Raw genomic sequence first — 23,031 nt, 5'->3', positions numbered from 1 at the left:
GGCATGGTGCCAAAACGTTCAGGTGCTCGGCACGCGCTCAGTGCAGATCGGGCACGCTGCCATCGGCATCGGCCGCTTGCGGCTCGGCCACGGCGACAAACAGCAGCGGGTTGCCGCTGGCGCGCGAGAACGCGGTCTGCTCGCTCATCAAGAGGTCCAGCATCAGGCTGGCCAGGTCATCGGCCAGCGGCTCGGCCAGCGGGTCTTTTTCCTGGTTGACCAGCTTGCGGTAGCTGCCGCATTCGGTGCAGGTTTCGGCCAGCACCACATCCTTGCCACCTTCCAGGCCCTGGTAGCGCACGCCCTTGGTCGATTCGCAGTGGCTGCATTTGACGCGCACCATATGCCATTCGGTGGCGCAGCAGCCGCAGTGCAGGTAGCGGTGGCCGGCCATCTTGCCGCCAATGCGTACCACGCCGGCGACCGGCTCGCTGGCGCAGACCGGGCAGATGGTGGCCGGGTCGGTGAAGGGGATGTCGGCCAGGCGCAGCTGGCTGGCGCGGGTGGCAAACACCACTTGCAAGGCCGCCATGACAAAAGGTGCCAGGCCCACATCGCGCGCGGCCAGCTCCTTGGTCAGCAGGCGCTTGGCCAGCGCATTGCGGTCGTCGGTGTTGCAGCGCTGCAGCTCGCCAATCAGCGGCTGCAAGGCCTCGGGCAGGCCATCGGCACTGGCCAACTGGGCGAGCATGCCGTCCAGCACCTGGTGCCAGATGGGGTCCAGGTGGTCAGCGGCCGGCAAGAGCGGCGACGAGTACTGCTGAGCCTGGGCGATGGCCGCTGCATCGGGGGCAGCCACCTGCAGGCCCTGGGCTGCTTTGTGCTGGGCATCCACCAGCTTGGCGATGAACAGCAGGTAGTCTGCAATCGGGTTGCCGTCGGCCAGTTGGCGAATACGCTGCGCACGGTCGAGGAAAAGACTGCTGGTATTGGGCAGCAGCACGCGTGGAAAACTGGTGTGGTCGAGCGACTCGATCTCACCGGGTTGAAGAATGCGTTGCATACGGGGATTTTCTCAAAAATCAACGCCGATAGACCTGGCGGGGCTATCGGCGTTGGGGAGCAGGGAGGGCCTGGCCCGGCGCAGCGCTGGGCTGCTCGCCGGGGCATGCCCAGGGGGCGCATCAGGCGCCGTGCTTGTGGCTGGCGGGCTTGTCCAGGTCCGCCGTGTCACCCGTCATGCGGCGGTACCACAGCGGGTGGTGAAAGCGCGCCCAGGCGCGGGTCACCGTGCCGCGCGTCATCGCGCGGATCGTGCCCTGGGTCCAGATGGCCGCGTAGATGTGGGCGATGATCAGACCGATCAGGCCGAAGGCCGACAGCGCATGCAGCAGCGCCGCAGCGCGCACCACGTTCACCGGCAGGTTCCACCAGGCGCGCCACATCAGCACGCCGGTCACCAACAGGCCCGCCATGCACACCACCAGCATCCAGAACAGCACTTTCTGGCCGCCGTTGTACTTGTCCACCGGTGGCATCTTCTCGTGCTCGCCGTTGACCAGCGCGGGCACATTCCTGAGCCACTCGACATCGTTCTTGCGGATGATGTTGAGCTGCCAGAAGCGGAAGAACATCAGCACGAAGCCGACGGTCATCACCAGACCGATGTAGGGATGCAGAATGCGGGTCCAGGGGCCGCCACCGAACAGGTTCGTCATGAAGAAGAACGAGGGGTGGAAGAACGCTAGGCCCGACAAGGCCAGCAGCACAAAGCTGATCGCGACCACCCAGTGGTTGACGCGTTCGCCAGCGGTGTAGCGTTGGAGATCACGGGTCTTGCTTTTCATCGTCCAGACTCCTCGTGGTGGTCGGCGCCCTTGTCCGCGCGCGCCTTGGCGGCCTCTTCCTCTTCCAGCTCCTCGGGCACTTCGATCGGGCCCTTGGTGATGTAGTGGAAGAAGCTGCCGACAGCGGCCACGCCCAGCGCTGCCAGCGCCAGCGGCTTGGCCACACCCTTCCACAGGCTCACCATGGGGCTGATCGATGGATCATCGGGCAGGCCGTGGTAGAGCGAGGGCTTGTCGCCATGGTGCAGCACATACATCACGTGGGTGCCGCCCACGCCTTGCGGATCGTAGAGGCCAGCCTTGTCAAAGCCGCGCTCCTTCAGGTCGACAATGCGCTCCTCGGCACGCTCTTGCATGGCGGTCTTGGTGCCAAACATGATCGCGCCGGTCGGGCAGGTCTTGACGCAGGCGGGCTCCTGGCCCACGGCCACGCGGTCCGAACACAGCGTGCACTTGTAGGCCTTGTGGTCCTTTTTGGAGATGCGCGGAATGTTGAACGGGCAGCCGGTCACGCAGTAGCCGCAGCCCACGCAGTTTTCCTCCTGGAAATCCACGATGCCGTTGGTGTACTGCAAGATCGCACCGGGAGAGGGACAGGCCTTGAGGCAGCCCGGGTCTTCGCAGTGCATGCAGCCGTCCTTGCGGATCAGCCATTCGAGGTTGCCGGTGGCTTCGTTTTCGTACTCGGAAAACCGCATCACCGTCCAGGAGTTGGCCGTCAGGTCGGTCGGGTTGTCGTACACCCCGGCCGCTGCCGTGCCCACATCGTCACGCAGATCGTTCCACTCCATGCAGGCGGTCTGGCAGGCCTTGCAGCCGATGCACTTGGAGACATCGATCAGCTTGGCCACCTCACCGCCATGCGGGCTGCGCACGCTGGGCGATGGGGTGGTGGTGGCGGAGCGGCGCTTGATATCCAATGATTGAAGAGATGACATCGCTGCTCCTTAGATCTTCTCAACCTTCACGAGGAAGGTCTTGAACTCTGGCGTGTTGCTGTTGCCATCACCCACAAACGGGGTGAGGGTGTTGGCGAGGAAGCCAGGCTTGGTCAGGCCCTTGAAGCCCCAGTGGATAGGGATACCCACGTGGTGCACCGTCTTGCCTTCGATCTGCATGGGCTTGATGCGCTTGGTCACCACCGCAGCGGCCTTGATGTAGCCACGCTTGGAGCTGACCTTGACCATCGCGCCCGTCGCGATGCCGATCTCCTTGGCCAGCGCCTCGCCGATCTCGACGAACTGCTCGGGCTGAATGATGGAGTTGAGCAGCGCGTGCTTGGTCCAATAGTGGAAGTGCTCCGTCAGGCGGTAGGTCGTGCCCACATGCGGGAATTCGTCTGCCTTGCCGAAGGTCTCCCAGATGGCCGGGAAGACGCGGGCGGCCGGGTTGCTGACCGCCTTGTCGTTCTTCGGGTACATCGGGTTGTAGCCCAGCGGGTTGTCGAATGCCTCGTAGTGCGTCGGGAACGGGCCTTCGTTCATGCCCTTGCGGGCAAAGAAGCGTGCCACCCCTTCGGGGTTCATGATGAACGGGCCGGTGCCGGTCTCGGGCTTGATGGTCGGGCCGTAGTCGGGCACGTCCGCGCCGCCCCAGGTCGAGCCATTCCACTTGACCAAGGTGCGGTTGGGGTTGAAAGGCTTGCCTTCCAGATCCGCCGATGCGCGGTTGTACAGCACGCGGCGGTTGGCCGGCCAGGCCCAGGCCCAGTTCAGCGTGTTGCCGATGCCGGTCGGGTCGCTGTTGTCGCGGCGGCCCATCTGGTTGCCCGCCTCGGTCCAGCTGCCCGTCCAGATCCAGCAGCCACTCATCGTGGAGCCGTCGTCACGCAGCTCGCCAAAGCCGGACAGCTGCTGGCCGGCAGGGCGCAGCACCTTGCCATCGGGCGCCGTCAGGTCGGTCAGTGCGCGGCCGTTGTACTCCTTGGCAATCTCTTCGGACGAAGGGTGCGCGGGCTGTGCATATGGCCACCACAGGTTCTGGATCGGATCGGGGAACTTGCCGCCGTCCTTTTGGTAGGCCGCCTTCATGCGCAGGTGCAGCGCCGACATGATCGCGATGTCGGTCTTGGCCTCGCCTGGGGGCTCGGAGGCCTTCCAGTGCCACTGCAGCACACGCGAGGAGCTCACGACGGCGCCATCTTCTTCTGCGAAGCAGGTGGTGGGCAGGCGGAACACCTCGGTCTGCACCGATGCGGTATCGATGTCGTTGTACTCGCCGTAGTTCTTCCAGAACTCCGAGGTCTCGGTGGCCAGCGGGTCCATCACGACCAGGAACTTGAGCTTGGCCAGCCCGTTGCGCACACGGCTCTTGTTGGACAGCGCCGCCAGCGGGTTGAAGCCCTGGGCGATGTAGCCGTTGACCTTGCCTTCGTTCATCAGCTCGAAAATCTGCAGCATGTCGTACTGCTTGTCGAGCTTGGGCAGGTAGTCATAGGCCCAGTTGTTGTCCTTGGTTGCAGCCGGTCCCCAGAAAGCCTTCATCAGGCTGACGTGGAACTTGGGGTAGTTCTGCCAGTAGCTCATCTGGTTGGCACGCAAAGGTTTTTGCGTGCGCGCGTCGATGTACTTCTGGTAGTCCTGCTCCCCTTGGTTGGCCAGCGTCAGGTAGCCGGGCAGTGCGTTGGACAGCAGGCCCAGGTCGGTCAGCCCCTGGATGTTGGAGTGACCGCGCAAGGCGTTCATGCCACCACCGGCGACACCGATATTGCCCAAGAGCAGCTGCACCATGGCGCCGGTGCGCAGGATCTGCGCGCCGATCGAGTGCTGGGTCCAGCCGAGGGCATACAGGATGGTTGCCGCGCGGCCCGCTTGTGCCGTCGATGCGAGCTTTTCGCAGACATGCAGGAACTTGGCCTGGGGCGTGCCGCAGACGCTCTCCACCTTCTCAGGCGTGTAGCTGGCGTAGTGGCGCTTGAGCCATTGGTAGACGCAGCGCGGGTGCTGCAGGCTCGGGTCGGTCTTGACGTAACCGTCCTCGCCCAGCTCGTAGTCCCAGCTGGCCTTGTCGTAGGTGCGCTTTTCCGGGTTGTAGCCCGAGAAGATGCCTTCGTCGAACGCAAAGTCTTCCCGCACGATGAACGTGAAGTCGGTGTAGTTGCGCACGTACTCGTGGTGGATCTTGTCGTTCGTCAGCAGGTAGTTGATCACACCGCCGAGGAAAACAATGTCCGAGCCGGAGCGGATAGGGGCGTAGAAATCTGCCACCGATGCCGAGCGGTTGAAGCGCGGGTCGACCACCATGAAGTGAGCCTTGTTGTGCTCCTTCGCCTCGGTCACCCATTTGAAGCCGCAAGGGTGGGCTTCAGCGGCATTGCCGCCCATGATCAAAATAACGTCCGCGTTCTTGATGTCGACCCAATGGTTCGTCATCGCTCCACGGCCAAACGTCGGGGCAAGACCTGCCACCGTCGGGCCGTGTCAGACACGGGCTTGGTTATCGAACGCCAACATGCCCCAAGAGCGGGCCACTTTGTAGGTGATGTAACCGGCTTCGTTGCTGGAGGCCGAGGCGGCCAGCATGCCGGTCGAGGTCCAACGGTTCACCGTCAGGCCATCATCGGTCTTCTCGAGGAAGTTCGCGTCGCGATCGTCCTTGAGCAGCTTGGTAATGCGGGTCAGGGCCTCATCCCAGGACAGGCGCTTCCACTCATTGGAGCCGGGCGCGCGGTATTCGGGGTAGAGCAGGCGGTTGGGGCTGTGGACGATGTCCAGCAGCGATGCGCCCTTGGGGCACAGGGTGCCGCGGTTGACGGGGTGGTCGGGATCGCCTTCGACGTGGATCACCGAGAGTTTGGCGTTCTTGCCGCCATCGCCCAGCGAGTACATCAAAATGCCGCAGCCAACAGAGCAATACGTGCAGGTTTGCCGTGTCACTGTGCTGCCGACCAGCTTGTACTGACGGACTCCGGCAAGCGCAGTGGCGGGCGAGAAGCCCATCACTGCCAGGCTGGAACCCGCCAGAGTCGAACCAGTCACTTTCATGAACTGGCGTCTGGAGAATTGCACCATGGGGTGTCCTTTCAATGAAGGATGCTTGTTTTCTATGCTTACGACACAAATTGTAGTCTTCTCCCTCTGAAAGCAGAATAGTTGGGCATTCCGGGTATTCAGCACGTTTGACAAATTGGTAAAAATACGAGTGGGACCATCTGTCAGCGAGAAATACCAATACATTTCACAAACTTGCATGAAATTGTGAATAATATGCTTTATGAATTTTTTGCGGCCTGAATCCAAGGGGGAGACCATGGACCACGAAGACGCGGCTGCGCGCCGTCCCTTTTTGCTCTGGGCGCTGTCGGCATCGGCATCGGCATTGCTGGCGGGCTGCGGCTCGTCGCCGCCGCGCAGCGCCCGGCGAGAGAGTGGCCAGCGCACGGCAGGTGGCGCGGGGTCCTCGCCCCGGGTGGACACCGGCGTGGTACCCGTCAACCTGGGCTTGAGCGGCGAGCTGCGCGAGGCGCTCTATGCACGGGTCATGCTGGTGGTCAACACGCCCTACACCTATGGCGGCAATACGCCCGAAGGTGGCTTTGACTGCAGCGGTCTGATCCAGTACGCGATCCAGGGCATCACCACGCGCCGCTTGCCCCGCACCACGGCGCAGTGGGCGGGCGTGAGCGCCGAGATCGACCGGCGCGACCTGCAGCGCGGCGATTTTGTGTTCTTCAACACCATGGGCGGGCGCTACTCGCACATGGGCATTTATGCCGGCAACAACCAGTTTGTCCATGCGCCGTCGAGCGGCGGCGTGGTCAAGACGGTGAGCCTGGACAATCCCTATTTCTCACGCCGCTTCACCGAGGCACGCACGATTTTTGACGCATGAGAATATTCATCGGCTGAATAAAACAAGAGGCAGCGCGCCCAAAACGGCGGCAAAGGCGGGGTCAGCGCCAGGCATAGGCACTCCAGGGATGCGAGGCATCCTGCAGCCATTGCTGCAACTCCTCCGGGTCCAGGCTGCGGCCCAGCGCGTCCGAGCGGCCCTTGGCTACCCATTGCGCCCGGCCCTGGACATAGGCGGTGCCCAGCTCCTGCCAGCTGCCAAAGCAATCGCGGGCGCGCGCGGCATTGAGCTGCAGCAGCTGCCACTGATGCTCGGCGCTGAGCCAGCCCAGCATGGCGGCGGTACGCACAAAAAAGGCAGTCCGGACGCAGGCAAAGGCCATCGCGGCGCGGGCGTCATCCCCCGCCTGCAGCCGCTCCACATCCAGGCACCACCAGCGCGTGCGCATGCGCTCGGGCAACTGCTCGCGCACCTTGGCATCGTCCAGGTCGGTGCGCAGGCCAAAGGCATGCAAGGCCATGGGCCGCAACGATGCTGCCAGGCCGGTGGTGGGCGACGGCATCGCGCTGTCGGCAAAGCCATCCTTGAGCGCATGGAAGGCCATCGGGTGCGCCAGCGCCAACGCCCAGTTCTGCTCGGGCGTGAGCCGGTAGTGCCCCAGGGGGCCCGAGGGCGCAGGCGCCTGGCTGCCCCATTGGCGGCGAAAGGCCTGCACGCATTGCCACACCAGCCACAGCCCGATCGCTGCCACCACGATCTGGATCATCGCTGTGCCTCCGGCTGCATGCCCGACGGCATGTTGGCGGGCGCCCTGCCCGCTTGCGCCAGGCTGTAGGCCAGCGCAGGGGGCAGCTGCTGGCCGGCCAGCAGGCTGCTGTCGTGCGCGGCTGCCAGCCATTGCACCAGTGGTGAGGCCTGGGGCACATGGGCCAGCAGCCTGGGCTGGCGCTGCCACAGCTGCAACTGCTCGGCCTCGCTGAGCAAGCTCTCCACCGCATGCCAGCCCGCCTGGGCACCGGTGGTGCGCAGCAGGCGCATGCCCAGTGCATCGTCTGGCGTGTCCTCGCTGGTGTTCAGCTGGTTCAAAAAGGCAATGACGTCAGCGCGGTAGCGGTCCACCGGCGGGCGGTTTTGCTTGCCCTTGATCTGGTCGATGCGCAGGCGCCCATCGGGCTGCAGCCAGGCATTGATGGTGATGCGCGGCTGGCCCTGGCCGGTGCGGTAGCTGAAGATGCGCATGCGGCCTTGCTCGCAACCCTCGGCATAGTGCTCGCCATAGCCGCCGCTGAGCTGGCGGCGGTTGGCAAACTGGCCCAGGCAGTGGCGCATCATCTGGCTCTCGTAGGCCATCTCTTCGCGCAGCACGCCGCTGCCGGGCAGCAGCTCGACAAATGCGCCCTGGCTACCTTGCCAAACCGTCTGCACCGCATGGGGCTGGTGCTGGCGCCAACCGGCCAGTTGCTGGGCCTCGAAAGCCTGGTGCTCCTGCGCCCAGCGCTCCAGCGCCTGCGGGCAGTTGATGCGGGCGAGCTTGCCCTCCAGCGAGGTGCCCTGGCGCGACTGCAAGAACTCCAGCAGCTGGCGCTCCAGTGCCAGGACACTCTGATGGGCAGGGCTGATCCACCACAGCGCCGTGTCTGCCGGCGCAGCCTCAGGCCCGGGTTTGCGCGCCAGCAACGCGAGCGCCCAGGCCGGCGCACCGGCGGCATAGCGCTGCTGCAGTGCCTCGGTCGTGGGGATGGCCTGAACGGCCTCGGGCGGCGACTGAAGATTGCCCACCAGGTAGCGGTAGAAATGGTTCTGCAGCCAGGCGGCGATCTCGGGCGTGTCGCCGCGCTCGCGGCTGCGCGCGATGATGCGGGCCTTGAGCTCGGGCGCGTTGACCACATTGCGCGCCAGGTACACCGTGCTTGAGCGCATGAACGGGCTTACCAGAACTTCCACCAGGGCCTGTCGCCCGCGCCAGGCGCAGCGGTGATCAGCTGGGCATGGAGCTTGTCGATCGTGGTCTGCAGCTTCTCGCGCTCGGCCGCGTCATCGGCAGGCGCGCAGGCCAGCGCCTGCTGGTAGATCTGCAAGGCCTGCTGGTCTGTGCCCGAAGTCTGCATCGCGTCGCCCGCGCGGCGCAGCAGGTAGGGGTTCTGGCGCTGCTCCAGCTCGGGCAGCAGCGCTTGGAGGCGCGGCAGCACCTCGGCGCCATGCGTAGCCGAGTAGTAGTCGAGCTGGTTGAGCAGGCTGCGCAGGTAGTCATAGCGCTCGCTGCGCTGCTCGTCTTCGTCCAGCTGGCTCCACCACTCGTCCAGGCGCTCCAGCCAGATGCTGTTTTCCACATTGCGGTCTTGCTGGTAGAGCGCGTAGGCCACCTTGGGGAAGTAGTCGCAGGGGCTGTGTCGGCTGTAGCCATTGTCCTGGCTGTAGTGCCACAGCTGCTCGGCGGCGCCGATAAGCTGCGCGTAGTTGTCGCTGTCGATATGGGTCGAGACGATGCCGTTGTAGTGCTCGGCAAAGGGGCTGGTCGCAATGCCTTTGGCATGCAGGGCCAGCGCGCCGTCGTAGTTCTCGTCGTTGTAGCGGTACTTGATGGCCAGGTTGTTGCACAGCATTGAGTAGTCGTGCAGGTTGCCATCCTTGTAGCTGCCCTGGCCAGTGGCAAACCAGTGCTCGAAGCGGGCCTGGCCAGTCTCGTAGTAGTGCTTGATCCAGCGCAGCAGCTCGTCGTAGGGCCAGTCGGCGGGCAGCTCGTCACCTTCACCGCCAATGGCCTTCATCAGCTCTTCGTCGTCATCCAGCTGCACGCCCATCGCATAGCACCAGCTGCCGCTGTCGCAGCGGATATAGGGCGACTGCAGCGCGCTGGCCAGGCCCGCCACGCGGGCGCGGCAGACAAACAGGCGGTAGGCGAGTTCGCCATTGGCGCACTGGGGGCGCTCGGCCAGGGTTTCCAAGAGCGGCAAGGCCTGCGCATAGTCCTGCTGTTCAAACAGATGGTTGCCCTGCAGCAGTCGCCACATCGGGTGGTTCAGCGACTGCTGCTGCACCAGCGCGCTGTAGTGGGCAAAGGCCTGCTCGGCGTCCATGTCGGCAGGCAGGAATTCGGCCAGGTCCTCGTCCTGGGCTGCGACCATCAGGGTCAGCGCCCAGTACGGCGCACCGCCCGGCTCACCCAGGTGGGCCAATGCCTGGCGGCAGGCAGCTTCGCGCGATCCGGGGCGGCTGTGCAGGGTACTCTCAAAGCACATGTGGGCCGCCTCGGGCAGGCGCGCTGCCTGCACCAGCCAGTCGATCAGCAAGGCACTGCTACGGTCGTTGCTGTCGCGCACCAGCGCAAAGCGGCCTTCCTGGCCTTTGCTGATCGCGGCATCGAGCGCGCCTTGCTGGTGCAGGCTGCCAGCAGCCAGGCGCGCGAGCTGGGCGCGGGTATCGCGCCAGGCGGCGGGCGAGGCGGTGCTGGGCAGGCTCGCCAGCGTCAGCTCGCTGTGCTGGGCCAGCGCATCCGGGGCCAGCGCAATGATGTCCTCGCCCAGCAGCAGCCAGTCATCGGTGTCGATGTCCTGGCCCGCTTCGGCGCGCTGGAGTTTTTGCAGTGCGTAGTGGCCCAGGTCGCGGGCTGCAGCGCTGTTGCCCCTGGCCGCTTCGATGCGGCCCAGGCGCGTGGCCAGCATCGCATCGTCCCAGGCGCGCAGATGGGCGCGGTCGGCCTGCTGGCTTTTGTAGTGGTGCTGCTTGCGGGTGATCTGCTCTTGCAGGTCCAGCGCCTGGGCCTGGTGGGCATGGCGGGCCAGATGGCGCCAGGCGCGGTCCGGATCGCCCAGGTCACCGGCCTGGTCCACGGCAGCCATGGCCTGCGCGATTACCGCGCGGTACTGTTCGGGGGGGAGGTCGGGCACATCCTCGGCGGCATCGGCTTGCAGCATCGCCATCGTGACGGCGGCGTCGCGCTGGGCGTCGGCGGTCAGCTCCTGCAGCAGGCGGGCCTGGTGCTGCTGCACGGCGGCCAGGGCCTGGGCGGGCTGGCCGGCCATGCTCCACAGCCGGTAGAGGCGGCGCAGCTGGTCCAGGTCTTCGGGCTCCAGCGCGCGCGATGCGAGCTGCTGGGCGGCAGCGGCCTGGCGGTCAGGCCACTCCTGCGTCTCGTCCTCGGTGTTGAAGAGGGCATCAACATGGTCCAGAAAGGCGTCAAGCGCCTCGCTGCGCAGTGCGGTGGACGGGTCGGACACGGATGCCATGGTGATGATGCCTTTCTGGTGATGGCGCATCCCTCATGCGCCCCCTGCATGCTAACGGGCCCCAAGGCAGATATGGCCTTTGCGGGCCACAAAAGCAGGGCAGAGGGCTATTTTCACCGTGTTTGCTGCGGCTGACCAGCGCGGCATCAGCCGACCGGCTCTATGCCTCAATGGGTGATCAGCACTTCGCCGCGCAGCGTATAGGTCATCGTCTCGGTAATGCGCACATCGACCATCTGGCCAATCAGCCGCTCCTGGCCGGGGAAGTTGACCACGCGGTTGCACTCGGTGCGGCCCATCAGCTCGCCGTTGTCGCGCTTGGACTTGCCCTCCACCAGCAGGCGCTGGACGGTGCCCAGGCGCTCTTCGCTGATGGTCTTGATGTTGTGGTTGATGACAGCTTGCAGATCCTGCAGGCGGCGCAGCTTGACCTCGTAAGGCGTGTCATCGGGCAGGTTGGCAGCGGGGGTGCCGGGGCGCGGGCTGAAGATAAAGCTGAACGAGTTGTCAAAGCGCACGTCATCGATGAGCTTCATCATCTTCTGGAAGTCTTCTTCGGTCTCACCGGGGAAGCCGACGATGAAGTCGCTGCTCATCGCCAGATCGGGGCGAATGGCGCGCAGCTTGCGCACCGTGCTCTTGTACTCCATGGCGGTGTAGCCGCGCTTCATCGCCATCAGGATCTTGTCGCTGCCGTGCTGCACCGGCAGGTGCAGGTGCGAGACCAGCTTGGGGATCTTGGCATAGGCCTCGATCAGGCGCGGCGTGAACTCATTGGGGTGGCTGGTGGTGTAGCGGATGCGCTCGATGCCGGGGATCTCGGCCACGTATTCGAGCAACAGCGCGAAGTCGGCAATCTCGGCCGTATCGCCCATCTTGCCCAGGTAGGCATTCACGTTCTGGCCCAGCAAGGTGATTTCCTTGACGCCTTGCGCGGCCAGGCCTGCGACCTCGACCAGCACGTCCTCAAACGGGCGGCTGACCTCTTCCCCCCGGGTGTAGGGCACCACGCAGTAGCTGCAGTACTTGGAGCAGCCCTCCATGATCGACACAAAGGCCGAGGCACCTTCGACGCGGGCAGGGGGCAGGTGGTCGAACTTCTCGATCTCGGGGAAGGAGATATCGACCTGCGGTTTGGCCTTGGCCGCGCGGGCATTGAGCAGTTCGGGCAGGCGGTGCAGAGTCTGGGGGCCAAACACCACATCCACATAGGGCGCGCGCTTGATGATCTCGGCGCCTTCCTGGCTGGCCACGCAACCGCCCACGCCAATCAGCACGCCTTTTTCCTTCAGGTGCTTGATGCGGCCCAGGTCGGAGAACACCTTCTCCTGCGCCTTCTCGCGCACAGAGCAGGTATTGAACAGGATCAGGTCGGCCTCGTCCATGTCCTGCGTGGGTTCATAGCCCTGGGCGGCGCCCAGCACATCGGCCATCTTGTCCGAGTCGTACTCGTTCATCTGGCAGCCGAAGGTTTTGATAAATACTTTTTTGGACATGGTGCAAATCTCGTGGGGGCCCGGGGCTGCCATCGCAGGCCTGGGTGAATACAGCAATACGGCAACAAGCCAGGCGCCCGGCGGGCGCACTGCTGCTGATGGGTGTCGATGCGCGGGCGCCGAGCCGGGCTTGACCGGTGCGGTCAGGCCATGCGGCGGCGCTGGGGCGCGTTATTTAAAGAGTCCGCTCCAAAAGCCGTTGTCGGCGCGGTCGCGCTTGAGGGCGGCTTCTTCGCTGTTCAAGATCCAGGCGGCATGCACACGCCCGCTGGTTTTCTCGATCACATAGTTCACCGTCAGCCGCTCGTTGAGCACCGTGCCGGGGCGTATCGTGGTGTTGCGCGGGTTGTAGAGCTTGAAGGCGGGAGCGAGGCCCACGGTCTGGCCATCGATCGTGGCCTGGCTGGTGCTGGTGACCACCAGGTTGCCACGCAGGGCCTGTGGAGGAAAGGCGCGGACGGGGCCTTGGAACGGGGCAAAGGTGGCGGTCTGGGCCAGGCTGGGCAGGGCACTGATGCCGCCCAGTGCCAGCGCCAAGGCTGCAAGGCTGGCGCGGGCCGTGCGTCGCAGGCGATGGTGGTGGGATGTGTGGGGTGTGGTGCAGCGGTTCATGGTGTATATCCAGGGGCTGGAGGCCGCATTCTACAAACACTGGCGGTGCCACAGTCCAGCACTGGGGCAAGGCTGCAGCTTGAGGGCGCCAAGGCCGGGCTTAGCGCGCTGCTGCCTGGGTGCTCACGACCAGGCCCGCCAGCACCAGGACCAGGGCGGCCAGCAGCGCAGGCGATGGCAGGCGCTGGTGCAAGGCCAGCTCCAGCAAGGCCGCAGTGACAGGGCCCAGCGCCTGGAAGGCAATCACCAGCGATGCCTGCAGCCGGCCCAGCGCCCACAGCAGGCAAAAGTAGCCCAGGCCGCTCGACAGCCCGACAAAGACCATATGGCCCCACTGCGTGGCAGAAAACACCGGCCACAGCGGCTGACCCTGCCAGCTGCAGTAGAGCGCCAAAAACAGCACCGATGCCGCCATGGCCAGGCCGCAGGTGGGCAGCGCCGGGTAGCGCCGCATATAGGGACCGTAGAGAATGCTGGTGGCCGCACCCACCAGCGTTGCGGCGAGCAAGGCCGCCATGCCGCTGCCGCCCAGCAGGCCCAGGCTGCCTGCGCCACCCCCGCCGCTGGCAGCGCGCGCACTGCCGAGCAGCAGCACGGCGACGCCGCCGACGGCCAGTGCCAGGCCCGCCAGCCGGCGGCGGCTCAAAGGCTCGCGCCCCGACAGCGCCGCCAGGCACCAGGTAAAGAGCGGCATGGTGGCGAACACCAGTGCGCAGGTGGAGGCGGGCAGGCGCGCCAGTGCATGGTTGAGCAGCAGGATCAGCAGCGCAAACTGCGCCACGCCAAGCAAGGCAATGGCCAGCGCATCGCGGGCGCGGTAGCGCGGCCAGGTGGCAAGCAGCGCAGGGCCCGCCAGGATCGCCAGCCCGATGGCATAGCGCAAAAACGCCAGGCTGGCTGGCGAGGCAGCCGATGACAGCGCACTGGTGGAGACCATGGCCGCGCCCACCAGCATGCCGGTGGTAGCGGCCGCCCACAGCGCTGGCTGGTGCGCCTGCATCGCGCACCTAGGCGCCGTGCCGGCGGCGGCTGAACTGCTGCTCGACCACGGCCGAGCCCCATTGCTGGCCGGTCTCTTCATGCACCAAGGCAAAGCCCAGCGATTCATAGAGCTTGCGTGCCGCATCCAGCCCCTGGAAGGTCCAGAGCTCGGTGCTGGCAAAGCCGCGCTGGTCGCAAAAGGCGAGGGCCTGCGTCAGCAGCTGGCGGCCCACGCCGCCACCGCGGCAGCCATCATCCAGAATGAACCAGCGCAGATGCGCCTGGTTGTTGCCCAGGTCCTGGCCGTCAATCGCGACGGAGCCGACGATGCGCTCGTTGTGCACCGCCGTCCAGATCTGGTTGCAGGGCTCGCCCAGGCGGCCGCTGAATTCGGCAAGGCCCGAGGCCACCTTGCTTTCAAAGAAGGCGCCAAAGCCCCAGTGCCGGGCATAGAACACGGCATGCATCTCCGCCACGCGGCCGATGACGCCGGGCCGGTAGCCGCTGTGGATCTGGATACTGGTCGTGGCCGAGGTGGCAGCGCTGTCCTGGCCCGCCGCGCTGCCCAGCCGGTGCGCCTGCAAGGCCTGGGCATAGGCCATCAAGCCCTGCACCACGGACTGCTGCAGCGAGGGGTTGAGCTGCGCCAGCGCACTGCGCACCTGGGCCTGGCCGTAGGCGTGGATGCCTGCGACGGTGCGTTGGCCTTGGGCCGTTAGCAGCAACTGCTTGGCGCGGGCATCGTCTGCGCAGGGCTCTTCTTGCAGCTCGCCGTTGGCGATAAGCTTGGCGAGCATGCGGCTGACGCTGGATTTGTCCAGCCCCAGATACTCTGCCAACTGGGCGGCGGTGACCTGGCCATGCGTATCGATTTCCAGCAGCGCATGGACGGCAGAGGCGGAGTAGGGCGTACCCGCCAAGGTGCTCGCCATAAAGCCCAGCTCCCGCACCATGGCGCGAGAGGCGCTGCGGATGTCGTTGACCAAGGGGGTGTCGGTAGCGGCTGCCATGCGTCTCTCCAGTATTTGGTTGCAATATACAACTTTTTGGTTGTATGGTGCAACTTTTTTGGACAGGGAGCCAGCATCCCGCCCTCAGCAGCGCTTAGGCGGCATCCAGCCGGTAGCTCGACACGGCGAGCCCGCCCATGAAGTTGTCTTCATGGTACACACGCACGGCGCGGTCAGCCTCGGCGGCGCCGACCGCCACCATCAGCGGCAGCAGATGCTCTTCGCGCGGGTGCGCAATGCGTGCGGCGGGGGCGTCTTCCCAGTCCAGCAGGCGCTGGCTGCGGCGGGCGCTGTCCGCCTGCAGCATGGTCTCGGCCAGCCAGTCGTCAAAGGCTTTGGAGGGCACGCGCGCCTGGGGCCCAAAGGCACGCAGGTTGTGGTACGACAAGCCGCTGCCAATGATCAGCACATCCTCATCGCGCAAGGCGGCCAGCGCCCGGCCCAGCGCCAGGTGCTCGGCCGGGTCCAGGCCCCGGCGCAGCGACAGCTGCACCACCGGCACATGGGCCTCGGGGTAGATCGCGGCCATTGGCGAGAACATACCGTGGTCATAGCCGCGCTCGGCGTCCTGCTGCACCGCAATGCCGGCCTGGGCCAACAGGCCAGCGACCCGCTCGGCCAGCGCAGGCGATCCGGGCGAGCGGTAGTGGATCTGGTAGGTATGGGCCGGAAAACCGCCGTAGTCATAAATCATGCCGGGCTGGGGCGTGGACTGCACCGTAAACGTATCGGCCTCCCAGTGGGCCGACACCATCAGGATCGCGCGCGGTGTGCGGCCGATCTGGCGCGGCATATCGGCCAGCGACGCGGCCAGCTGCGCATAGTGGTCGTGCATCTCGGGCATCCATGGCCAGGGGCCGCCGCCGTGCGAGATGAAATAGACGGGCAGGCGGCTGCTGCTGGTGCTGACGGGGGTGGTGGTCGTCGTCGTGGTCATATGGAAAACTCCTTGTCTCCAATGTAGTAGCTGCCTAAAAGGAAACCAAGTAGCTAAAATGCAGCAATTGATTTCCTACTAAGAAACTATGGACCAGCTCACCAGCATGCAGGTATTCCAGGCGGTGGTGGATAACGGCAGCTTTGCGCAGGCTGGCGAGCGCCTGGGCATCTCGGCCCCGATGGTCAGCAAGCATGTGGCCCAGCTCGAGCAGCGCCTGGGTGCGCGCCTGCTCAACCGCAGCAGCCGCCATGTCAGCCTGACCGAGGCGGGCCAGCGCTGGTATGCGCAAAGCAGCCTGGCGTTGGAGATGCTGGACGCTGCTGCCCAGGAGATCGGCCAGCACCACCAGGCCCCCAGCGGTCAGCTCAAGATCAGCGCGCCGGTCTGGTGCGCTACCCCGCAGATGGCGCGCATCCTGGCGCGCTACCGCGCCCGTTATCCGCAGGTGCTGGTCGATATCCACCTGGACAACCACAAGATCGACCTGGCCACCGCCGGCTATGACATGGCCATGCGCGCCTCGTCCGACCCCGCCCCGCATCTGATTGCCCGCCCGCTGTGCCAGGTGCCGTTCTACCTGGTGGCCAGCCCCGCTTACCTGGGGCAGGCTGGCCCGCCCCAGCAGCCTGCCGACCTCGCCCAGCACCCTGCCGTGTTGCCCAGCTATGTATCGCTCAGCCCCTTGCAGCTGAGCCAGCCCGGCGCACGCAGCGCGCCGCTGCACCTGCAGCCGGCCCTGCTGTCCGATGATTCCAACCTCAGCCTGCATGCGGTGCGCGCCGGCATGGGCCTGGGCTTTTTGCCATCCTGGTTGGTGGAGGACGACCTGCGCAGCGGCCAGCTGCAGCGGGTGCTGCCCCAGTGGGAGGCGCTGACGGTGACCCTGTATGCGATCTACACCAGCCGGCGCTACCTGGCGCCCAAGGTGCGCAGCTTTATCGATTGCCTGTCGCAGGAGCTGGGTGGCGCGGCCCCTGAGCCAGCGGTCTAGCTTGCGCGGCGGAAGGTCAGGTTGATTCTTTGGCCATCGAGCAGCGGATGCGCCACAGCGCTCACCCCATCCTTGACCGGCATCACCCCGTGGTAGCGCATGCGGTCCACGCCACCCCAGACCACCACATCGCCATGCTGCAGCGGCAGCTTTTGCGTGGCATCGGCGCGGGCATCACCACCCCACAAAAAGATGGCGGGCAGGCCCAGCGATACCGACACGATCGGGTGGCGGGCATCACCTTCGTCCTGGTGCAGGGTCAGGCGGGTGCCGACGCTGTAGCGGTTGATCAGGCAGGCATTGGGGGCAAAAGGCGGCAGCTCGGCTGCCTGCGCCGCCTGGGCGGCCAGCGCTGCGAAGGCGGGTGGCATGGCGGGCCAGGGCTGGCCGCTCAAGGGGTCGGTGGCGCTGTAGCGGTAGCCGTGCTGGTCGCTGTACCAGCCAAATGCGCCGCAGTTGCTCATCGCCACCTGCATAGGGCGCCCGCCGGGGGTGCGCAAATGGCGAAACGGCGCCTGCTGCACGATGGCCTGCACCTGGCGCAGCAAGTCATCCTCCCAGCGCAGCGCAAAGCCGCGCAGCACACAGGCCTGGCGGCCAATGGCAATGCGCTCCCAGTGCGTCTGGTCATCGTTGGCGGCGGGGCTGAACAGGTCTTGCATGGGGCTATTGTGCCCCTGTGGGCATAAAAAAACCGCAGGGCCTGTGGCAGGCACTGCGGTGGGATGTGGTGGTCGTAGTGGGACTTGAACCTACGACATCAGCATTATGAATGCTGCGCTCTAACCAACTGAGCTATACGACCGGCAGACTCCATTGTAGGGGCGGATGGGCGGCGTACCGGCTGCTGGCTGCGACTTTTTCGGCGCGACTTGCAGCCATCAAAACGGATGCGCCAAAGAGAAAAGCCGCAGTGATCATGCAATCACTGCGGCTTGAAACCTGGTGGTCGTAGTGGGACTTGAACCTACGACATCAGCATTATGAATGCTGCGCTCTAACCAACTGAGCTATACGACCGGCAGAACGAAATTATATACCGAAAATTTGGCTCGGCGATCAATGTCGCCAGGTTTTGTCAAAAACAGTCATTTTGCGTGGCGGGTGCTGGCAAGGACCATGGCCCCTGCACCAATGGCACCGTAGCGCCTGATCAGCTGTTGCTGAACTGGGCCGGGCGCTTGTTGACGAAGGCGTCCATGCCTTCTTTCTGGTCATTGGTCGCGAACAGCGCGTGGAACAGGCGCCGCTCGAACATCACGCCGTCGTTGAGGCTGCCCTCGAACGCGCGGTTCACCGATTCCTTGGCGGCCATCACGGCCAGCTGCGAGAAGCCGCTGATGATGATGGCCGCGCCCAGCGCCTCTTCCATCAGCTTGTCCACGGGCACCACGCGGCTGACCAGGCTGGCACGCTCGGCCTCGTCGGCGTTCATCATGCGGCCGGTGAGGGCCAGGTCCATGGCCTTGGCCTTGCCCACGGCGCGGGGCAGGCGCTGCGTGCCGCCGGCGCCGGGGATGACGCCCAGCTTGATCTCGGGCTGGCCAAAGCGGGCGTTGTCGGCGGCGATGATGAAGTCGCACATCATGGCCAGCTCGCAGCCGCCACCCAGTGCGTAGCCGCTGACGGCGGCAATGACGGGCTTGCGGATGCTGCGGATCGCTTCCCAGTTGCGGGTGATGTAGTCGCCGCCATAGGCATCGGCAAAGCTGTACTTGGCCATGGCGCCAATGTCGGCGCCCGCGGCAAAGGCCTTTTCGCTGCCGGTGATGATCATGCAGCCAATGTTCTTGTCGGCGTCAAAGGCCTTGAGCGCCTCACCCAGCTCGTTCATCAGCTGGTCGTTGAGCGCGTTCAGCGCCTTGGGGCGGTTGAGCGTGATGATGCCCACTTTCTCGGCTTCGACGCGCACTTCGATCATTTCATAGGCCACGGTCTATCTCCTTGGGTTGTGGGGCAGCAGCGGCCTGCTGGCGCCCGCATGGTCGACAGGCATCCTACACCAAGCGGGCTGTTGCGGCGTAGCGAGCTGCGCAAGATGGCGCTTTTTGGGTGCAGGTGGGCGGGTCACTGCCCGCGATCAACGCCCGTCCAGCCAGAGATTGACCAGATTCGCATCGGTGACAGCCAAGGTGACGGTGTCGCTCTGGCTGGCAGTTTTTGGGGCTTTCTTGCGGCCTTTTGCAGGGGCGGCGTCTGCGCGGGCTGGCAAGGCCAGCGGCAGGCGCAGCAGGCGCTTGTCCCGGGCTACCAGGGCCAGCACCTGCTGGGCATCCCCGGCGTAGAGCAGCAGGTCGTCGAGCTTGTGCAGGCGCCAACCGCCGCTCTGGGCACTGGCCTGCAGCGGCTCGATGCCGATCCATTCGTCGCCCGCCATCATGCCGGCGGCCTCGGCCGCGCCGCCGCGCAGCACCACCTTGATGCTGATGCCCGCAGCGCCCTCGGCCACGCGCAGGCCCAGCTGCTGGGCGATCTGGGGCTTGTCGGGCTGGCAATCGACGCCATGGGCCTGGAGCAGGGCGGCCACGGGCAGATCGAGCTTGCCATGCACCCAGGCGCTGATGTCGGCGGCCCAGCTGCGGTCCGTCAGCTCGTGCAGCACATCGAGCAGGTCCTGCTCGCGCATCGGGCCGGCCTTGCAGCGCCGGTACAGTGCCCGCATCACCCCATCAAGCCCGCTGTGGCCTGCGCGGCGCAGGCTCAGGTCCAGGCACAGGGCCACCAGCGAGCCCTTGGTGTAGTAGCTGACGGTGGCGTTGGGCGTGTTCTCGTCCTGGCGGTAGTACTTGACCCAGGCGTCATAGCTCGCCTCGGCCACGCTTTGCAGATGGCGGCCCGGCGTCTGCAGCACCTGGTTCAAGGTCTTGTTGAGCAGCTTGAGGTACTGGCTGTTGTCCAGCAGGCCGGCGCGGCGCAGGACCAGGTCGTCGTAGTAGCTGGTAAAGCCCTCGAAGAACCACAGCAGCTCGGTGTAGTTCTCGCGTTCGTAGTCGTAGCTGGCCAGCTCCATCGGGCGCAGGCGCTTGACGTTCCAGGTGTGGAAATACTCGTGGCTGATGAGACCCAGCAAGGTGATGTAACCGCTGCTGGCCTGGGCCTCGCCCTTGCGGGGGAGGTCGCGCCGGCTGCAGATCAGGGCGGTGGAGTTCTTGTGCTCGAGGCCGCCGTAGTTGTCGTCCATGGCGTTGAGCATGAACACATAGCGCTCGAAAGGCGGCCTGCCCCGGGGGTGCCAGAGGCGGATTTCGGTCTCGCAGATCTTTTGCGTATCGGCAATGAGGCGTGCGCCATCAAAACTGGGCGGTGCGCCGGCCACCACAAAGCGGTGCGCCACGCCGTGCGCGCTGAACTCGGCGCTCCAGAATGGCCCCATCTCCACCGGGCAGTCCACCAGCTCATCATAGCTGCTGGCATGGTAGCGGCCAAAGCCTTGGGGGTTGGTCTGCGCGGCCAGGAGGCCGGTGGCCACCTGCCAATGGGGCTGCTGGGCCGGCGGCTCGATGTGCAGCACCTGCAGCAGGGCCTCGCTGCCATGCACACGCAAAAATACACTGGTGCCGTTGAAAAAGCCGCGCTGGCTGTCGAGCCAGGCAGTGCGCACCGAGCTGTCATAGGCGCAGATCTGGTAGCTCAGGGTCAGCGGTTCCGCTGCGCTGCAGTCCACCACCCAGGTGTTCTTGTTCTGCTGCTGGATATCGACCAGCTGCGCGCTTTGGCTGGCGCTCAGGCCCTGCAGCGATTTGGAGAACTCACGCACCAGGTAGCTGCCCGGGATCCAGACCGGCAGCGACACGGTCTGCATCGCCTTGGGCCGGGGGATATTGAGCACGACCTGGTAGAGGTGGGCGTGCAGATCGATGGGCGTGATGGTGTACTGGATGGCATGGGGTGCCGTGGCGGCTGCGCTTTGGGTCATAGCCCGCAAGCGTAGCCCCAATTGCATGGGCGCGTGCCGACCCAGGAATTCAGCGGGCACAAAAAAGGCCCCGAAGGGCCTGATGGAATGCGGGCAGCAAGCTGCCTGGCTTACTTGACGGCCTTGAGGCGCTTTTCCAGGTCGTCCGAGCCGATTGCGCCGGGAACGCGCGAGCCATCGGCAAAGAAGATCGTCGGCGTGCCGGTGATCTTGTACTTGCGGCCAAATTCCATATTGCGCTGCAGCGCCGTCACGTCGCAGCTCGATGCGGCGGCGGGGGCATCGGTGCCCTTGAGCATGTGGCTGGCCCATTCCTTGGCCGGGTCCTTGGCGCACCAGATGTTGCGCGACTTCTCGACCGAGTCGGGGCTCAGGATCGGGTAGAGGAAGGTGTAGACCGTCACGTCCTTGACGTTTTGCAGGTCCTTCTCGAAGCGCTTGCAGTAGCCGCAGTTGGGGTCTTCAAAGACGGCAATCTTGCGCGAGCCATTGCCCTTGACGGTCTTGATCGCGTCCTTCAGGTTCAGGCTGTTGAAGTCCACTGCCGTCAGCTTGTTCATGCGGTCTTCGGTCAGGTTGCGGTGTGCCTGGGTGTCGATCAGCTCGCCCTGGATCAGGTAGTTGCCCTTGGCATCGCTGTAGAACAGGTCGGTGCCCACGCGCACTTCATAGAGGCCCTGCATCGGCGTGGCGCTGACTTCGTCAATCTTTTGCAGCTGGGGGATACGCTCTGCCAGCGCCTTGCGGATCGCGTCTTCTTGTGCACTGGCGGAGAAACTGGCCGCGATGGCAGCACTGGCCAATACGGTAGAGAGAATTCGCATGAGAAACCTTTTTTTGAATCTTGATGGTGAAAAGCCCAGGCACTGGCAGATACCAGTGCCTACAAGCCGCTTGACCGCACTCCGACGTCTGTCTTCGAAGCAAGCATGTGCCCCGGGACCCCTCAGGCCCGGGCCAGCGCTAAGCCCTCGCAACTATTAACATTTTGCTACCTGCAAGCGGCTTCAGGCCGAGCACAGCTTTGTACCAGATGGGCGCTAAAAGTTCACTCCCATGGCCTGGCGGGTGACCCAGGATTTCAGCGGGCCGCTGCTCTCAAAGCCGCGCATGCCCCAGTTTCTCAGGCTTTGCAAAGGCGTCTCGGGCCTGGTAAACAATTGTTGAATGCTGTCCATCGCCAAGCCGATGGGGGCCAGGCGTGCCTTGCGCTCGCGCTCATAGCGGCGCAGCAGGCGCAGGTCCGACAGGCGGCGCCAGCGCGCATCTTCGCTGGTTAGCAGGCGGGCCAGCGCGGCGATGTCGGCCATGCCCAGGTTCAGGCCCTGGCCGGCCAGCGGGTGCACGGCATGGGCACTGTCGCCGGCCAGCACCCAGCTCTTGGCGCGGGCGCTGTCTTGCAGGGCGCTCCCCGGCAGGGGGCCGCACCACTGGCGCGCCACCGACTGCTGCAGCGGCCAGGCGGCGCGCTCGGCGCAAACAGTGAGCTGGCCCAGCATGCCCTGGCTGGCCGATTCCAGCGCCATCGCCAGGCCGGCATCGTCGAGCGCCTTGACGCCTTCGACCTGGCTGACCGGCAGCGACCAGACGACGGCCACCTCATGGCCGTCCGGGCCGCCCAGCGGCAAAAAGGCCAGAATGTCGCCGGCTGCAGAAAACCACTGGCGCGCGGCCTGGCCATGCGGGCGCTCGCAGCGCAGGCGGGTGGCGACGGCTGTCTGGTGGTAGGGGATCGTGGCAAACTCCACGCCAAATTCTTCCCGGGTGCGGCTGTGCTTGCCCTCGCAGACCACTGTCAGGGCGGCATCGACCGGGCTGCCTACCGTCTCGACCATCGGCTGGTAGCGCACGGCAGCGGCCAGTTGCGCTTCCAGCGCCGGCACATCGACGATCCAGTTCAGCGCCTGGGTATGCTGCTGAGCCGCATCAAAATGCACCTCGCCGCCCTGGTCGCCATAGACATCCATGCGGGTTACCGGCGTGGCGTGCTGGGCCTCGGGCCAGCTGCGCACCGACTGCAGCACCTCGCGCGAGAGCTGGTTGAGCGCATAGGCGCGCACATCGCCGTGGCCGCTGTTGCTGGGTGCAGGCGCCGTGTCCACCAGCGCCACGCGCATGCGCTCGCGCGCCAGCAACAATGCCAAGCTGCGGCCCACAATGCCCGCGCCACGGATACAAACGTCGAATTCAGAAGCCATAAGCGATCTATTGTAGTGGGGCACCATGGCAGTGCAGCGCGCAGGTACGACTTGGCGCAGGGGGCTGGCCACCGTTGGGCGCT

19 protein-coding genes and 2 tRNA genes are annotated in these 23,031 nt (G+C 65.3%); 2 read left to right on the top strand and 19 right to left on the bottom strand.

Annotated features, from left to right (window positions below):
• Positions 1 to 37: 37 nt before the first annotated feature.
• The 4 genes from fdhE to fdnG form a co-directional block, all read right to left on the bottom strand.
• The gene (fdhE, locus tag ACPEE1_RS19095; protein ID WP_182345049.1) at positions 38 to 1,003 is read right to left on the bottom strand and encodes a formate dehydrogenase accessory protein FdhE; all 966 of its coding nucleotides are present in this window, start codon (positions 1,001 to 1,003) and stop codon (positions 38 to 40) included.
• Between the two features lie 121 nt (positions 1,004 to 1,124).
• Entirely contained in the window at positions 1,125 to 1,787 is a 663-nt protein-coding gene (locus tag ACPEE1_RS19090) for a formate dehydrogenase subunit gamma (protein WP_116924604.1), read from the bottom strand.
• Positions 1,784 to 2,725, bottom strand: a complete 942-nt coding sequence (gene fdxH, locus ACPEE1_RS19085; protein WP_116924605.1) for a formate dehydrogenase subunit beta — start codon at positions 2,723 to 2,725, stop codon at positions 1,784 to 1,786. Before fdxH ends, ACPEE1_RS19090 begins: the two co-directional genes overlap by 4 nt.
• A 9-nt stretch (positions 2,726 to 2,734) precedes the next feature.
• Positions 2,735 to 5,797, bottom strand: coding sequence for a formate dehydrogenase-N subunit alpha (fdnG, locus tag ACPEE1_RS19080; RefSeq protein WP_182345050.1), 3,063 nt, complete (start codon positions 5,795 to 5,797; stop codon positions 2,735 to 2,737).
• Positions 5,798 to 6,035: 238 nt separating this feature from the next.
• Between fdnG and ACPEE1_RS19075 the strand changes: the two genes are divergently transcribed.
• Positions 6,036 to 6,617, top strand: a complete 582-nt coding sequence (locus tag ACPEE1_RS19075) for a C40 family peptidase (RefSeq protein ID WP_116924896.1) — start codon at positions 6,036 to 6,038, stop codon at positions 6,615 to 6,617.
• A 61-nt stretch (positions 6,618 to 6,678) separates the two neighbouring features.
• Here ACPEE1_RS19075 and ACPEE1_RS19070 read toward each other — a convergent pair whose 3' ends face one another.
• From ACPEE1_RS19070 to ACPEE1_RS19035, 8 genes are all read right to left on the bottom strand, one after another.
• Complete coding sequence (locus tag ACPEE1_RS19070; protein WP_182345051.1) at positions 6,679 to 7,344, bottom strand: DUF1266 domain-containing protein; 666 nt, start codon at positions 7,342 to 7,344, stop codon at positions 6,679 to 6,681.
• The gene (locus tag ACPEE1_RS19065; protein WP_182345052.1) at positions 7,341 to 8,498 is read right to left on the bottom strand and encodes a hypothetical protein; all 1,158 of its coding nucleotides are present in this window, start codon (positions 8,496 to 8,498) and stop codon (positions 7,341 to 7,343) included. Before ACPEE1_RS19065 ends, ACPEE1_RS19070 begins: the two co-directional genes overlap by 4 nt.
• Before the next feature lie 8 nt (positions 8,499 to 8,506).
• Entirely contained in the window at positions 8,507 to 10,804 is a 2,298-nt protein-coding gene (locus ACPEE1_RS19060; protein ID WP_423934428.1) for a hypothetical protein, read from the bottom strand.
• A 167-nt stretch (positions 10,805 to 10,971) separates the two neighbouring features.
• On the bottom strand, positions 10,972 to 12,300 hold the full coding sequence (miaB, locus tag ACPEE1_RS19055; protein WP_116924897.1) for a tRNA (N6-isopentenyl adenosine(37)-C2)-methylthiotransferase MiaB: 1,329 nt from the start codon (positions 12,298 to 12,300) through the stop codon (positions 10,972 to 10,974).
• 171 nt (positions 12,301 to 12,471) lie between these two features.
• Positions 12,472 to 12,912 (bottom strand): hypothetical protein, encoded by a 441-nt coding sequence (locus ACPEE1_RS19050; RefSeq protein WP_116924610.1) that lies wholly within the window; start codon positions 12,910 to 12,912, stop codon positions 12,472 to 12,474.
• Positions 12,913 to 13,012: 100 nt separating this feature from the next.
• On the bottom strand, positions 13,013 to 13,912 hold the full coding sequence (locus ACPEE1_RS19045; protein ID WP_182345054.1) for a DMT family transporter: 900 nt from the start codon (positions 13,910 to 13,912) through the stop codon (positions 13,013 to 13,015).
• Positions 13,913 to 13,919: 7 nt separating this feature from the next.
• Complete coding sequence (locus ACPEE1_RS19040) at positions 13,920 to 14,903, bottom strand: bifunctional helix-turn-helix transcriptional regulator/GNAT family N-acetyltransferase (RefSeq protein ID WP_182345055.1); 984 nt, start codon at positions 14,901 to 14,903, stop codon at positions 13,920 to 13,922.
• A 94-nt stretch (positions 14,904 to 14,997) separates the two neighbouring features.
• Positions 14,998 to 15,840: a DODA-type extradiol aromatic ring-opening family dioxygenase gene (locus ACPEE1_RS19035; protein WP_116924613.1), complete on the bottom strand. Its 843-nt coding sequence runs from the start codon at positions 15,838 to 15,840 to the stop codon at positions 14,998 to 15,000.
• 88 nt (positions 15,841 to 15,928) lie between these two features.
• Between ACPEE1_RS19035 and ACPEE1_RS19030 the strand changes: the two genes are divergently transcribed.
• The gene (locus tag ACPEE1_RS19030; RefSeq protein WP_116924614.1) at positions 15,929 to 16,834 is read left to right on the top strand and encodes a LysR family transcriptional regulator; all 906 of its coding nucleotides are present in this window, start codon (positions 15,929 to 15,931) and stop codon (positions 16,832 to 16,834) included.
• On the opposite strand, the gene alkB is transcribed toward ACPEE1_RS19030, so the two are convergent.
• The 7 genes from alkB to ACPEE1_RS18995 form a co-directional block, all read right to left on the bottom strand.
• Positions 16,831 to 17,496, bottom strand: a complete 666-nt coding sequence (alkB, locus tag ACPEE1_RS19025; protein WP_116924615.1) for a DNA oxidative demethylase AlkB — start codon at positions 17,494 to 17,496, stop codon at positions 16,831 to 16,833. The genes ACPEE1_RS19030 and alkB overlap by 4 nt on opposite strands.
• A 66-nt stretch (positions 17,497 to 17,562) precedes the next feature.
• Positions 17,563 to 17,639: transfer RNA gene (locus ACPEE1_RS19020), tRNA-Met, on the bottom strand.
• 138 nt (positions 17,640 to 17,777) lie between these two features.
• Positions 17,778 to 17,854 (bottom strand) — tRNA-Met (locus ACPEE1_RS19015).
• Positions 17,855 to 17,987: 133 nt separating this feature from the next.
• Positions 17,988 to 18,767: an enoyl-CoA hydratase gene (locus ACPEE1_RS19010; RefSeq protein ID WP_021025456.1), complete on the bottom strand. Its 780-nt coding sequence runs from the start codon at positions 18,765 to 18,767 to the stop codon at positions 17,988 to 17,990.
• A gap of 147 nt (positions 18,768 to 18,914) precedes the next feature.
• Positions 18,915 to 20,750, bottom strand: a complete 1,836-nt coding sequence (locus ACPEE1_RS19005; RefSeq protein ID WP_116924616.1) for a M61 family metallopeptidase — start codon at positions 20,748 to 20,750, stop codon at positions 18,915 to 18,917.
• A 110-nt stretch (positions 20,751 to 20,860) separates the two neighbouring features.
• Positions 20,861 to 21,574 (bottom strand): DsbC family protein, encoded by a 714-nt coding sequence (locus ACPEE1_RS19000; protein ID WP_021027301.1) that lies wholly within the window; start codon positions 21,572 to 21,574, stop codon positions 20,861 to 20,863.
• Positions 21,575 to 21,790: 216 nt separating this feature from the next.
• Positions 21,791 to 22,948 carry an FAD-dependent monooxygenase gene (locus ACPEE1_RS18995; RefSeq protein ID WP_182345056.1) on the bottom strand — a complete coding sequence of 386 codons (1,158 nt, stop codon included), beginning with the start codon at positions 22,946 to 22,948 and terminating at the stop codon, positions 21,791 to 21,793.
• Positions 22,949 to 23,031: the final 83 nt, after the last annotated feature.

Origin of the sequence: Comamonas sp. 23, from assembly GCF_049601575.1 — a bacterium.
Classification (GTDB): Bacteria; Pseudomonadota; Gammaproteobacteria; order Burkholderiales; family Burkholderiaceae_C; genus Comamonas; species Comamonas squillarum.
Note: the sequence above shows the minus strand (reverse complement) of the source record. Positions and strands in the feature narration are given on the sequence as shown.